The 13,109-nt window shown below is 72.0% G+C and carries 12 protein-coding genes; 5 read left to right on the top strand and 7 right to left on the bottom strand.

The features are described from left to right. Positions 1 to 46: 46 nt before the first annotated feature. Together ACH4F2_RS24755 and ACH4F2_RS24750 are read right to left on the bottom strand one after the other, a co-directional pair. Positions 47 to 778, bottom strand: a complete 732-nt coding sequence (locus ACH4F2_RS24755; RefSeq protein WP_398134926.1) for a Mut7-C RNAse domain-containing protein — start codon at positions 776 to 778, stop codon at positions 47 to 49. Between the two features lie 113 nt (positions 779 to 891). Then, positions 892 to 1,596 (bottom strand): hemolysin III family protein, encoded by a 705-nt coding sequence (locus tag ACH4F2_RS24750; RefSeq protein WP_398134925.1) that lies wholly within the window; start codon positions 1,594 to 1,596, stop codon positions 892 to 894. Positions 1,597 to 1,891: 295 nt separating this feature from the next. Between ACH4F2_RS24750 and ACH4F2_RS24745 the strand changes: the two genes are divergently transcribed. After that, positions 1,892 to 3,724 carry a phosphoenolpyruvate carboxykinase (GTP) gene (locus ACH4F2_RS24745; RefSeq protein ID WP_398134924.1) on the top strand — a complete coding sequence of 611 codons (1,833 nt, stop codon included), beginning with the start codon at positions 1,892 to 1,894 and terminating at the stop codon, positions 3,722 to 3,724. A 269-nt stretch (positions 3,725 to 3,993) separates the two neighbouring features. Here ACH4F2_RS24745 and ACH4F2_RS24740 read toward each other — a convergent pair whose 3' ends face one another. Further along, complete coding sequence (locus ACH4F2_RS24740) at positions 3,994 to 4,587, bottom strand: TetR/AcrR family transcriptional regulator (protein ID WP_398134923.1); 594 nt, start codon at positions 4,585 to 4,587, stop codon at positions 3,994 to 3,996. A 61-nt stretch (positions 4,588 to 4,648) separates the two neighbouring features. Between ACH4F2_RS24740 and ACH4F2_RS24735 the strand changes: the two genes are divergently transcribed. Then, the gene (locus ACH4F2_RS24735) at positions 4,649 to 5,521 is read left to right on the top strand and encodes an oxidoreductase (RefSeq protein WP_398134922.1); all 873 of its coding nucleotides are present in this window, start codon (positions 4,649 to 4,651) and stop codon (positions 5,519 to 5,521) included. 330 nt (positions 5,522 to 5,851) lie between these two features. Here ACH4F2_RS24735 and ACH4F2_RS24730 read toward each other — a convergent pair whose 3' ends face one another. The 4 genes from ACH4F2_RS24730 to ACH4F2_RS24715 all read right to left on the bottom strand — a co-directional run bounded on the left by ACH4F2_RS24730 (position 5,852) and on the right by ACH4F2_RS24715 (position 10,574). Further along, positions 5,852 to 6,274, bottom strand: coding sequence for a hypothetical protein (locus tag ACH4F2_RS24730; protein WP_398134921.1), 423 nt, complete (start codon positions 6,272 to 6,274; stop codon positions 5,852 to 5,854). Between the two features lie 81 nt (positions 6,275 to 6,355). Continuing rightward, the gene (locus tag ACH4F2_RS24725) at positions 6,356 to 7,567 is read right to left on the bottom strand and encodes a pyridoxal phosphate-dependent aminotransferase (RefSeq protein WP_398134920.1); all 1,212 of its coding nucleotides are present in this window, start codon (positions 7,565 to 7,567) and stop codon (positions 6,356 to 6,358) included. 79 nt (positions 7,568 to 7,646) lie between these two features. Then, positions 7,647 to 9,257: an amidohydrolase family protein gene (locus ACH4F2_RS24720; RefSeq protein WP_398134919.1), complete on the bottom strand. Its 1,611-nt coding sequence runs from the start codon at positions 9,255 to 9,257 to the stop codon at positions 7,647 to 7,649. Positions 9,258 to 9,278: 21 nt separating this feature from the next. After that, positions 9,279 to 10,574: an amino acid deaminase gene (locus tag ACH4F2_RS24715; RefSeq protein WP_398134918.1), complete on the bottom strand. Its 1,296-nt coding sequence runs from the start codon at positions 10,572 to 10,574 to the stop codon at positions 9,279 to 9,281. A gap of 149 nt (positions 10,575 to 10,723) precedes the next feature. On the opposite strand from ACH4F2_RS24715, the gene ACH4F2_RS24710 reads away from it, so the two are divergent. The 3 genes from ACH4F2_RS24710 to ACH4F2_RS24700 are packed head-to-tail and all read left to right on the top strand — an operon-like array spanning position 10,724 to position 12,998. Beyond that, positions 10,724 to 11,791, top strand: a complete 1,068-nt coding sequence (locus tag ACH4F2_RS24710) for a sugar kinase (RefSeq protein ID WP_398134917.1) — start codon at positions 10,724 to 10,726, stop codon at positions 11,789 to 11,791. Then, entirely contained in the window at positions 11,788 to 12,591 is an 804-nt protein-coding gene (locus tag ACH4F2_RS24705; protein WP_398134916.1) for an IclR family transcriptional regulator, read from the top strand. Before ACH4F2_RS24710 ends, ACH4F2_RS24705 begins: the two co-directional genes overlap by 4 nt. Next, positions 12,588 to 12,998: a RidA family protein gene (locus tag ACH4F2_RS24700; RefSeq protein WP_398134915.1), complete on the top strand. Its 411-nt coding sequence runs from the start codon at positions 12,588 to 12,590 to the stop codon at positions 12,996 to 12,998. The genes ACH4F2_RS24705 and ACH4F2_RS24700 overlap by 4 nt, the downstream gene beginning before the upstream one ends. Positions 12,999 to 13,109: the final 111 nt, after the last annotated feature.

The following is a 13,109-nucleotide window of genomic DNA, read 5'->3' as shown; positions in this document are numbered from 1 at the left end:
CCCCCGGTGACGGGCCCGCGTACTCAGTCGCCGTACGGAACTCCGCTCAGCCGCCCTGAGTACTCCGGCGCACCGCCGCGTCCACGATGGCCTCCAGCTGCTCGTGGTGCGCGCCCTTCCAGTACGCCCGCCCGCACGCGCGGCACTGCGCGAACACGTCGTACGACCGCTGGGTACCGCCCTTGAGCTGGTCCGCGACCTCCTCCTTGGTGGCCTGCTCCAGCAGTCCGTTGCAGGCGGTACATCTGGTCCAGGGGCGCAGCTCGGGCCGGAACCGGTCCAGGATTTCGCGGAGCTGGTCGTCGGGGCGGTTGCTGTAGACGTAGGCGCCGGCCCACAGTTCGCGGCGGCGCAGCAGGCCGCGGTCGCGGCTGAGCATGACCCGTTTCTCGGCGGCGGACAGCGCGGCGAGCGCCGGATCGCCGAGGTCCGTCGACTCGTAGGCCGTGTCCACGCCGAGCAGCCGCAGCCGGCGGGCGAGGGTGCCGAGGTGCACGTCGAGCAGGAAGCGCAGGGGCGCGCCCGGGACCCGCTGCGGGCGTTCGACGGCCCGGACGCTGACCGACTCGCCGCCGCTGGGGACGTGTCCGGGCGGCACCTCGCGGCCGTCCACGAGGAGCGTGCCGACCTCGGTCAGCGGGACGCCGAGGGACTCGACGACGTGGCCGAGCGTGGAGACGCCGTCGGTGGCGGCGCGGGCGGCGCCGGTGGGGCGGGCCCGCGGGACGAACAGGTGCAGTTCGGGGGCGAATTCGACGCGGATCTCGGGACCGTTCACCGGGTCAGGATGCCATGGGGCGGGGGCGCGGCCTCAGCCTTCTCCGGGCGTCGGCCGGCCGCGCTCGCGGCCTTCGTACCGGCCGTTGTCGGGCATCGGCCGTCGGGCGGGTCCTAGTAGGCGATGAGTGAGATGCCCACGTAGTGCGCGATGAAGGCCGCGAGCGTGAAGGAGTGGAAGACCTCGTGGAAGCCGAACCAGCGCGGTGAGGGGTTGGGCCGCTTGAGGCCGTAGATCACGCCGCCCGCGCTGTAGAGCAGCCCGCCCACGATCACAAGGACGAGGACGGCGATGCCGCCGGCCCGCATGAACTCCGGCAGGTAGAAGACGGCCGCCCAGCCCATGGCGAGGTAGCAGGGGGTGTAGAGCCAGCGCGGGGCGCCGACCCAGAAGACGCGGAAGAGGATGCCCGCCGCCGCGGCGGCCCAGATGCCCCACAGCAGCCACTGGCCCTTGGCGTCCGGCAGCAGGAGCATCGTGAGCGGGGTGTAGGTGCCCGCGATGATCAGGAAGATGTTGGCGTGGTCGAGGCGGCGCAGTACGCCGTCCATCCGCGGGCTCCAGTCGCCCCGGTGGTAGAGGGCGCTGACGCCGAACAGCAGACAGGCCGTGAGGACGTAGATCCCGCAGGCGATGCGTGCTTCGGTCGACTCGGCGAGGGCGGTGAGGACCAGGCCCGCGACGAGGACGGCGGGAAACATACCGAGATGCAGCCAGCCGCGCAGCTTCGGCTTGACCGGATGCGGCAGAGAGAGCGCTACGGGACCGCGGCCGGCGGCCGGCGTGTCCCTGGGCGCGTCGGAGGCGGACGCAGTCATGGGGGCATCGTACCTACGGGACCGTAAGTTACGCATCCGTACGGACATCGGCGGTCGCTGAGTGGTCATCGTCTCACGGGGTACCCGGCGCCGCACCCCCTTAAATCTCCGCCGTGGGTACGTGGCGATCCTCACGCCGCTCAGGTGTGACGCCCTCTGGACAGATGGGCGCTCGCGTCGGATGATCAAATGAGTGCGGTCGACACCGGATGAGCGCCCAAGAGGTCATCGTCACGCATCCGGGTCGCAGCCCCCACGGGGCCTCCAAACAAAAATCCCTCATTTAGGAGCAATCGTGGCGCGCGACATCGCTGCTCCCCCCGCCGTCCCCACCGACCACCAAGAGCTGGTCTCGTGGGTGAACGAGATCGCCGAACTGACCCAGCCGGACGAAGTGGTCTGGTGCGACGGATCCGAGGCCGAGTACGAGCGCCTGTGCGAGGAGCTCGTGGCGAAGGGCACCTTCCGCAAGCTCGACCCGGTCAAGCGCCCCAACTCCTACTACGCGGCCTCCGACCCCTCCGACGTCGCGCGCGTCGAGGACCGGACCTTCATCTGCTCCGCGAAGGAGGAGGACGCCGGCCCGACCAACCACTGGAAGGACCCCGCCGAGATGCGGGAGATCTTCACCGGTGAGAAGGGTGAAGGCGGTCTGTTCCGCGGCTCCATGCGCGGCCGGACGATGTACGTCGTGCCCTTCTGCATGGGCCCGCTCGGCTCGCCGCTGTCCGCGCTCGGCGTGGAGATCACCGACTCCGCGTACGTGGCCGTCTCCATGCGCACGATGACCCGCATGGGACAGCCCGTCCTGGACGAGCTCGGCGACGACGGCTTCTTCGTCAAGGCCGTGCACACCCTCGGCGCCCCGCTGGAGGAGGGCCAGGACGACGTCCCGTGGCCCTGCAACAGCACCAAGTACATCTCGCACTTCCCCGAGGACCGCGAGATCTGGTCCTACGGCTCCGGCTACGGCGGCAACGCCCTGCTCGGCAAGAAGTGCTACGCCCTGCGCATCGCCTCCGTCATGGCCCGCGACGAGGGCTGGCTCGCCGAGCACATGCTGGTGCTGAAGCTGACCCCGCCCACCGGGGAGCCCAAGTACGTCGCCGCGGCCTTCCCGTCGGCCTGCGGCAAGACCAACCTCGCCATGCTGGAGCCCACCATCTCCGGCTGGACGGTCGAGACGATCGGCGACGACATCGCCTGGATGCGCTTCGGCGAGGACGGCCGCCTGTACGCCATCAACCCCGAGGCCGGCTTCTTCGGCGTCGCGCCCGGCACCGGGGAGCACACCAACGCCAACGCGATGAAGACCCTGTGGGGCAACTCCGTCTTCACCAACGTCGCCCTCACCGACGACGGCGACGTGTGGTGGGAGGGCATGACGGAGGAGACCCCCGCCCACCTGACGGACTGGAAGGGCAACGACTGGACGCCCGAGTCGGGCACCCCCGCCGCGCACCCCAACGCCCGCTTCACCACCCCCGCCGCGCAGTGCCCGATCATCGCGCCGGAGTGGGAGGACCCCAGGGGCGTGCCGATCTCGGCGATCCTCTTCGGTGGGCGCCGCGCCACGGCCGTACCGCTGGTCACCGAGTCCTTCGACTGGAACCACGGCGTCTTCCTCGGCGCCAACGTGGCCTCCGAGAAGACCGCCGCCGCCGAGGGCAAGGTCGGCGAGCTGCGCCGCGACCCGTTCGCCATGCTGCCGTTCTGCGGCTACAACATGGGCGACTACATGGGCCACTGGGTCGACGTGGCCAAGGGCAAGGACCAGTCCAAGCTGCCCAAGATCTACTACGTCAACTGGTTCCGCAAGGACGACGAGGGCAAGTTCGTGTGGCCCGGCTTCGGTGAGAACGGCCGCGTCCTGAAGTGGATCGTGGAGCGCCTGGAGGGCAGGGCGGACGGCGTCGAGACCCCGATCGGCGTGCTGCCGACCAAGGAGTCCCTGGACACCGACGGCCTCGACCTCGCCGACGCCGACCTGGACTTCCTGCTCAGTGTCGACAACGAGGTGTGGCGCGAGGAGGCGGCGCTCGTCCCCGAGCACCTCGACACCTTCGGCGACCACACGCCCGCCGAGCTGTGGGACCAGTACCGGGCCCTGGTGCGGCGCCTGGGCTGACGTCCCCCGCAGTCTCCGCGGCCGGTCCGACTAGCCCTGACCCGCGAAGTCGTCACGAAGGCCGGCCGCGAGGGGGTCTCCCCTCCGCTCCAGTAGCTCGTAGTACCCGGAGCGCGGGGGAGGTCCCGCTCGGGCCGGGTCACCGCACAACGGCGTGCGGAGGACCCGGCCCTTCGGCGTGTCCGGCGCTCGGGCGTGTCCGGTCCCGGCCGCCGTCAGCGCGCGGAGCAAGCCGGTACGCCTCGCATTCGGGTATCAGCCCGGCACGCTCAGCCGGCGGCGTTGCCGCGGATGAACGTCGACACCGCGTCGGACACGAGTGAGTCCGCCACCTCGGGTTCGAGGCCGCCGCCGGCGATCAGGCTCGCGAGGCCTTGGGCCCACGCATAGAGCAGCAGCCCGTAACGCTCGGGATCACCCGGGGCGAGCGCCCCCTCGGTCACGCCGTCGCCGATCAGGTCGTACACCACCGCCAGGGCTTCGGCCGCCGCCGGCAGCCCCGCCTTGTCCCCGTACGGCTTCGCGGAGAACATCAGGTCCAGCAGCACGGGCCTGCTGTTCGCGAAGGTGATGAACCCGGCTATCACCGCCCGCAACCGCTCGCCGAAACCCGGACCGGCGCCGTCGCGTGCCGCCTTCAACTGCGCGCCCAACCGGTCGAAACCCCGCTCCGCCAACGCGACCAGCAACGCCTGGCGATCGGTGAAGTGCGCGCGCGGCGCCGCGTGGCTGACCCCGACGGCCCGTGCCAGTTCCCGCAGCGACAGCCGCTCCGTCCCGGACTTCTCGATGGTGCGCTCGGCCGCGTCGAGCAGCGCGGCGCGCAGGTTGCCGTGGTGGTACGGGCGGGCTTCATCGGGCACAGGCAGATCCTACCCTTATCTTGCCATTGCCAAGATTCTTGACAGTGTCTAGATTGGCGCCATGAGCGAATCCCACGCCACTCACCTTCCCGATCTCTCCGGCAGGACCGCGATCGTCACCGGTGCGAGCGGCGGCCTCGGGCGCGAGACCGCGCGAGCGCTCGCCGCCGCCGGGGCCCGCGTCGTGCTCGCGGTGCGCCACGTCGACAAAGGGCGAGCCGTCGCCGCGGAACTGCCCGGGCGGACCGAGGTCCGCGCGCTCGATCTCGCCGACCTCGCTTCCGTCCGGCGCTTCGCCGACGACTGGCAGGGCGACGTCTCCTTGCTGGTCAACAACGCCGCCGCCATCTACCCGCCCGAGCTGACCCGCACCAAGGACGGGTTCGAGGCGCAGTTCGGCGTCAACCACCTCGGTCACTTCGCCCTGACGCAGCTCCTGCGCGAGCACCTCACCGGCCGCGTCGTCTCGATCTCGTCCGCCGCTCACGCGGCTCGCCTCGACCTCGACGATCCGAACTGGGAACGCAGGCGCTACAACGCGTTCCGTGCCTACAACGAGTCGAAGCTCGCCGTGCTGCTGTTCACCCTCGAACTGCAGCGACGGCTCACGGCGGCGGGTTCGGCGGTCCTCGCCACCGCCGCGCACCCGGGCTGGGCGGCGACCGGCGCGCTGTCGGACGCGCGCGGCTTCGTGCCTTCGCTGATGCGGCTGACCACTCCCCTGTTCGCCTCCTCGGCGGCGACCGGCGCGCGGCCGACCCTGTACGCCGCCACGGCCGACATCCCCGGCGGTACCTACGTGGGGCCGGGAGTGCTGCAGATGTACGGCGCACCCAAACCGGCGCAGCTCTCGAAAGCGGCCCGCGACCCCGAGCCGGCGCGCCGTCTCTGGGAGGTCTCCGAGCGGCTCACCAAGGTGCTGGTGCGCGACTGAGGTCTCACCGTCCCGGCGTGTCGTGCGGCTCGACGGGGCCGCAGCGGTGCCGCAGGCGCACCGCGTGCCCCGGCACACATGCCCCGGTGTCCACCCGGGCGTACCGCACACCGGCCCGCCCGCTCGCTGAGCGGTCAGCCGGGCGCGACGGATGCCGGCGGGGCAAAGGACAGGTCCGTGCCGCCGGCCGCGTCCTTGCGGGTGGCCGTGGCTGCCCGCCGGCGGAAGCCGATCGCGACGGCCGGGGTGGCGGCAGGCTGATGGCGCCCGGTCCGCGCGTCGCTGCGGGTGCACGCGGACCGGGGCCGTTCGAGGGAGCCCCGAAAGGGCTCAGCGGGAAGCGAGTTCGCGCGGCTCGGTGGCCGCCGTGTGCGCGTCCATCCGTTCGGCGGCGAGGATCGCCGCCGCCGTGTCGGCGCGGGAGGCGGCGACGACCAGGGCGCGGCCGGCGAGCGCGTGCGCCCGCCGGTGCAGGGCCGCTGCGTTCGGCTCGCGGCCCCTCGTGGTCGCCGACGCGCGGGCCGGCGTACGTCCTCCCCGCAGGCGGGTCACCTGCTCGGCGAGCCGCTCGGCCGCCGTGTCCAGATCGGCCGAGGGTGCCGCCACGCGCAGCTCGTCGGTGACGGCGAGCAGCGCGGCGAGATGGCCCGCGAGCTGGATGTCCAGCTCTTCCTCACGGGAGCGGTGGGGGAAGTCGTGGGGGGTGCCGGCCATCGTGCTGTGGACCGACTTGTCACGGATCGGTTCGTACATGGATGGCCTCCTGGGTGCTAACAGGAATCCATCCTAGCTTAGATACTGTCTAAAGTTGATTCGTTGACGAAAAAGGGAGCCTCAGAGCTGCCCGTAACCGTCCAGGAAGCGGCCGATACGGCCCACCGCGTCCCGCAGATCGGTGACCGAGGGAAGCGTGACGACCCGGAAGTGGTCGGGTTCGGGCCAGTTGAAGCCGGTGCCCTGGACGACCATGATCTTCTCGCGGCGCAGCAGGTCCAGGACCATCCGCCGGTCGTCCTTGATCTTGAAGACGTCGGGGTCCAGGCGCGGGAAGAGGTACAGCGCCCCCTTCGGCTTCACGCAGCTCACGCCCGGGATCTGGGTCAGCAGCTCGTACGCCGCGTCGCGCTGCTCGCGCAGCCGGCCGCCGGGGAGGACGAGGTCGTTGATCGTCTGGCGTCCGCTGAGCGCCGCGACCACTCCGTGCTGGCCCGGCATGTTGGCGCACAGGCGCATGTTCGCCAGGGTCGTGAGGCCCTCGATGTAGGAGTCGGCGTGGGCGCGCGGCCCCGAGATCGACATCCAGCCCACCCGGTAGCCGGCCACCCGGTACGCCTTCGACATGCCGTTGAAGGTGAGGGTGAGCAGGTCGGGTGCGACGGAGGCGGTGGGGATGTGCCGCGCGTCGTCGTAGAGGATCTTGTCGTAGATCTCGTCCGAGCAGACCAGCAGGTTGTGCCGGCGGGCGATGTCGGTGAGGCCCTTGACGACGGCCTCGTCGTAGACCGCGCCGGTCGGGTTGTTCGGGTTGATGATGACGATCGCCTTGGTGCGGTCGGTGACCTTGCGTTCCACGTCGGCGAGGTCCGGCATCCAGTCGGACTGCTCGTCGCAGCGGTAGTGCACCGCCGTGCCGCCGGAGAGCGCGACGGCCGCCGTCCACAGGGGGTAGTCGGGCGCGGGGACGAGCACCTCGTCGCCGTCGTCCAGCAGGCCCTGCATCGCCATCACGATCAGCTCGGACACGCCGTTGCCGATGAAGACGTGCTCGACGTCCGTCTCGATGCCGATGGTCTGGTTGTGCATGACCACGGCACGACGGGCTGCCAGCAGGCCCTTCGCGTCGCCGTAGCCGTGTGCCGTCGAGGCGTTGCGGAGGATGTCCTCCAGGATCTCGGGCGGGCACTCGAAGCCGAACGCCGCCGGGTTGCCGGTGTTCAGCTTGAGGATCCGGTGACCGGCCGCTTCCAGCCGCATCGCCTCCTCGAGCACCGGGCCCCGGATCTCGTAACAGACGTTGGCGAGTTTCGTCGACTGGATCACCTGCATGCTGGGAGCTTACGGCCCGCCGTCGTCCGGCGGGCCGTGTTCTCCGCCACGCGGTACGCGTCGCTCCGGACGGGCGCGGTCAGCGGGGGGTCCTGCGGACCGACCGCCCCGCCAGTACGTCCGTCCGCCGCCCGTCCTCCATCACGAAACGGCCGTCGACCAGCACGTACGGAATGCCCGTCGGAGTCACGCGCGGGACCTCGTACGTGCTGCCCGCGGCGACCGTCACCGGGTCGAAGAGCACCAGGTCGGCCCGGTACCCCTCGCGGACCAGCCCGCGGTCCGGCAGTCGCAGCCGGGCGGCCGGACGCGAGGTGAGGTGGGCGACGCACTCCTCCAGCGACAGCACGCCCAGCTCGCGCACGTAGTGGCCCAGGTAGTGCGGGAAGGTGCCGTAGGCGCGCGGGTGCGGCTTGCTGCCCTGGAGGATGCCGTCCGAGCCGCCGGTGTGCACACGGTGCCGCATGATCGCGCGGACGTTCTCCTCGTGGCCGACGTGCTGGAGGATGGTCGGCGCCAGCCGGTCGGTCAGCAGGAGGCGGCGGGCGACCGTCCACGGGCTCTCGTCGCGCAGCCGCGCCGACTCCAGGACCGTACGGCCGACGTACTCGGCGAGGGCCGGCTCGGTCACGCCGGAGATCTCGATCGTCTCCCACTCCACGGGCACGCCGTGGCAGCCGTCGGAGCCGGTCTCCTCCAGGTGGTGCCGGATGCGTTCGGCCGTGTCGTCGTCCGCGAGCCGCTTGAGGATCTGCTCGGGGCCGCCCTCGCTCGCCCAGCTCGGCAGCAGCGCCACGAGGGTGGTGCAGCCGGGGGTGTACGGGTAGGTGTCGAGGGTGATGTCGGCGCCGGCGGCCAGCGCGTCGTCGAGGAGCGTCAGCAGCTCGGGCGCCCGGCCCTTGTTGACGCCGAAGTTCATGGTGGCGTGGGCGAGGTGCAGCGGGCAGTCCGCCTCGCGGGTGAGCTCCACCATCTCCTCGTAGGCGCGCAGCGCCCCGGCCCCGTACGAGCGGTGGTGCGGGCAGTAGTAGCCGCCGTACGACGCCACCACCCGGCACAGCTCGGTCAGCTCGGCGTCCTTGGCGTACATGCCGGGCGTGTACGTCAGCCCGGACGACATGCCGACCGCGCCCTGCTCCATGCCCTCGGCGACCAGCCGGCGCATGTGCTCCAGCTCGGCCTCGGTCGCCTCCCGGTCGTCCCAGCCGACCGCGAGGGCGCGCACCGTGCCCTGGGGGATCAGGTAGGCGGCGTTGACCGCGATGCCCCCGTCGAGCCGGTCCAGGTACTCGCCGACCGACCGCCAGTCGAAGTCGATGTCGTCGCCGGAGCCGTTCCACCCGGCGATGGCGCGGCGCACCTCGCCCAGGGTGCGGTCGTCGACCGGCGCGTACGACAGCCCGTCCTGGCCGATGACCTCCAGGGTGACGCCCTGCGCGGCCTTCGCGCTGTGGTCGGGGTCCCGCAGCAGCGCCAGGTCACTGTGCGCGTGCATGTCGATGAAGCCGGGGGCCAGGACCAGGCCCTCGGCGTCCAGCTCGCGGCGCGCCTCGGGGCGCTGGCAGCCGGCGGCCGCCGCCTCCTTGACGATCGAGACGATCCGGCCGCCGTCGACCACGACGTCCGCGCGGTACGAGTCGGCGCCGGAGCCGTCGACGACGTCCGCGTCCCTGATGACCAGCTCTTCCATGCCCAGCTTCTCCCGGCTCCTCTAGAAGAACGTGCGGATGTAGTCGACGACCGTCCCGTCCGCCTCGGTGACCGGGATGAGCTGCCACTTGTCGAAGGACGTGCAGGGGTGCGACAGGCCCGTCCCGAGCCAGTCGCCCACCTCCAGGTCCGCGTCCGCGCTCGTGCGCAGCCAGGCGTGCTGGTCGGACAGGCCGGTCACCTCGATGCCGGTGGCGGGGCGCTCGGCGCCGTCGCGGCGCACGGCCTGCGCGAAGGGCAGGTGGAGGTCGTAGGCCGCGTCCCGCTTGCCGGCGTTGGTGAACGCCTGCTCGGGGGAGGGGCGGGAGACGACCTGGCTCCACAGGCGGAAGGCGGGCTCCAGGGCGCCCTCCTCGGGGACCCGGTTGAAGGGGGTCAGCTCGCGGTAGTGGCCGTCGTCGTGGGAGACGTACGCGCCCGAGCGCAGCAGCTTCAGCACCGGCAGGGACAGGCCGGGGACCTCGGCGAACACGTCGGCTACCGCGTCGAACCAGGCGCTGCCGCCTGCGCTCAGCACGATCTCCTCCAGCCCGGCGAACCGTCCGGCCTTGTCGAAGGCGACGGCGAGGTCGACCAGCCGCCGCAGCCAGGCGCGCACCTTCTCGGGGTCGGCGTCCGGCACCTCGCCCTCGTACCCGGCGACACCGGCCAGCCGAAGCGTCCGCGCCCCGGCCACCGCGTCGGCGACCGCCGCGCACTGAGCCTCGGTGCGCACGCCGGTCCGCGCGCCCTCACCGGCGGCCAGCTCCACCACGACGTCCACCGGGCGACCGGCGCCCGTCTCCGTCAGCGCCGCGTCCATCAGGGCGACCCCGCGCACGGAGTCGACGTAGCAGACGAAGCGGAAGTCCGGGTCGGCGTCCAGCTCGGCGGAGAGCCGGCGCAGGGCGGCGGCGTCGACCAGCTCGTTGGCGAGGAAGATCCGCTGGATGCCGAAGGCCCGTGCCACCCGCACCTGGTGCGGCACGGCGAGGGTGATGCCCCAGGCGCCGTGCTCGATCTGGCGGTGGAAGAGCTGCGGGGCCATGGAGGTCTTGCCGTGCGGCGCGAAGGCGAGGCCGTGCCGGGCGGAGTACGTCTCCATGAGCTCCAGGTTGTGCTCCAGGCGCTCGGCGGACAGGGCCAGCACGGGCGTGGTGAAGCCGCCGGTGAAGAGGTTGCGGCGCTGGTCGGCCAGCTCGGCGACGGTCAGGCCGTACGCGTCCGGCGGGAGGCCCTTGAAGCGGTGGTCGACGTGTTCCCCGGCCAGCTCGGCGAGGGCTTCGCGGCCGCCCGCAGGTCCGATGTCGAGGGCCATGGAGCCTCCCTGATCTGATGCGTTGCGAGTGCGTTGCAACACTTGCAACGACCGTTGCGTATATCGCTTACTGCTGTCTAACATCTCGGCCAACGCGGGGTCAACGGATCCGCCGGGACCCGCGGATGCGACGAGGAGCCCCCACCATCGTGACCGCCACCGGACCGACCAGCACCGCCCCCGGCGTCGTGGACGTCGTCGCGCTCGGCGAGTCCATGGTCACCTTCCTCCCCTCGGAGCCCGGGCGCCTCGCCGACGTACCCTCCTTCGACCGGGCCATCGGCGGCGCCGAGTCCAACGTGGCCTGCGTGCTCGCCGCCGCCGGGCACTCGGCGCGCTGGGCCGGCCGGGTCGGCGCCGACGGCTTCGGCGACCACCTCGTCGAGGCGATCGGCGCGTACGGCGTCGACGTCCGTGCCGTACGCCGCGACCCCGACCGCCCCACCGGCGTCTACTTCCGCACCGCCGGCGACCGGTCCACCGACGCGCACGAGGTGGCGTACTACCGGGCGGGCTCGGCCGCCTCCGCGATGTCGGTGCGGAACATGGACCTCGACGTGATCCGCTCCGGGCGCGTCCTCCACCTCTCCGGCATCACGCCCGCGCTCTCCGCCGACTGCCTCGCCCTGATGCGCGAACTCACCGCCCGCCGCCCCGGCCGGCCCCTCGTCTCCTTCGACGTCAACCACCGGCCCGGACTGTGGCGCGGGAACGCCGACGGCCCGCGGATCCTCCTGGAGCTGGCGCGCGGCGCCGACCTCGTCTTCGTCGGCGAGGACGAGGCCTGGGGACTGGGCGGCCCCGAGGCCGTGCGCGCCGCGCTGCCCGAACCCGAGCTGCTCGTCGTCAAACAGGGCGCGACCGGCGCCACCGCCTTCCACCGGACCGCCGGCGCCGACGGCACCCGGGCCACCCACGTCACCTCCGTGCCCGCCCTCACCGTCGACGTCGTCGCCGCCGTCGGCGCGGGCGACGCCTTCGCCGCCGGATTCCTCTCCGCCACCCTGCGCGGCCTGCCCGTGCGCGAGCGGCTGCGCCACGGCCACCTGATGGCCGCCGCCGCCCTCACCGTCCCCGGCGACCTCGCCGCACCCCCGGCCCGCGACCACGCCGACCGTCTGGCCGCCCTCGACGACGACGCGTGGGGGAGACTTCGACTCGGCCCCGGCTGGACACAGGCCGACGCGAGGGCCGAGGAGGAGGTACGCACCCCATGAGCCAGACCGTCGACCGCGCGCTGAGCATCCTGCCGCTGCTCGCCGAGGGCCCCGCCGACCTGGGCCGGGTCGCCGACCGCCTCGGCGTCCACAAGTCCACGGCGCTGCGCCTGCTGCGCACCCTCCACGAGCACGGCTTCGTGTACCGCCAGTCCGACCAGCGCTACCGCCTCGGCGCCCGGCTCATCGCCCTCGCCCAGGAGGCGATGGAGAACCTCGACGTCCGGGAGATCGCCCACCCCCACCTCGTACGCCTCAACGAGCAGTGCGGACACACCGTCCACCTCGCGGTCCACGAGGAGAACGAGGTGCTCTACATCGACAAGGTGGAGAGCCGCTACCCGGTCCGCATGTACTCGCGGATAGGCAAGCCGGTCGCCATCACCGTCGCGGCGGTGGCGAAGCTGCTCCTCGCCGACCTCCCCGAGAACGAGCGCCGGGCCGTGGTCGAGAAGCTCGACTACCCCCTCTACACGGCCCGTTCGACACCGAACGCCGAAGGCTTCCTCAAGGAGCTGGCCAAGGTGCGCGAACAGGGCTGGGCCACCGACCTCGGTGGCCACGAGGAGTCCATCAACTGCGTCGCCGCGCCCATCCGGGGCGCCGACGGCCGGGTGACGGCCGCGATGTCGGTCTCCGCGCCGAACGTCGTCGTCACCGCCGACGAACTCCTCACCCTGCTCCCGCTGGTGCGCCGTACGGCGGACGCCATCAGCGGCGAGTACTCCGGCAGGACCCCCGTGCGGCACACAGATTCCGTGCACCACCCCGAGCACCACCCCGAGAAGGACACGGTATGACCGACAAGACCGCCCTCACCCCCGCGACCCACACCACCCCGCCGGCGAAGTTCTCCCACGGCGTCAGGAAGGGCAACATCCTCCAGGTCGCCGGCCAGGTCGGCTTCCTCCCCCACGAGGAGGGCAAGGCCCCCACCCCGGCCGGCCCGACCCTGCGCGAGCAGACCCTCCAGACCCTCGCCAACGTCAAGGCGATCCTGGAGGAGGGCGGCGCCTCCTGGGACGACGTGATGATGATCCGCGTCTACCTCACGGACGTCGACCACTTCGCCGAGATGAACCAGATCTACAACGCCTACTTCGAGGAGCAGGGCCTCACCCAGCCGCCCGCCGCGCGCACGACCGTCTACGTCGGCCTGCCCGCCGGACTCCTCATCGAGATCGACGCGCTCGCCGTCCTCGGCTGACCCGCGCCCCGGCCCTTCCTTCCCCCCTCTGTCTGTCGCACGGCACGGCGCCCCTCACCCCCGGGGCGCCGTGCCGCGCCCCGCCCTGCCCGAAAGCTTTATGTGTTTACC

Origin of the sequence: Streptomyces sp. NPDC017890, from assembly GCF_044328675.1 — a bacterium.
Taxonomy (GTDB): Bacteria; Actinomycetota; Actinomycetes; order Streptomycetales; family Streptomycetaceae; genus Streptomyces.
Note: the sequence above shows the minus strand (reverse complement) of the source record. Positions and strands in the feature narration are given on the sequence as shown.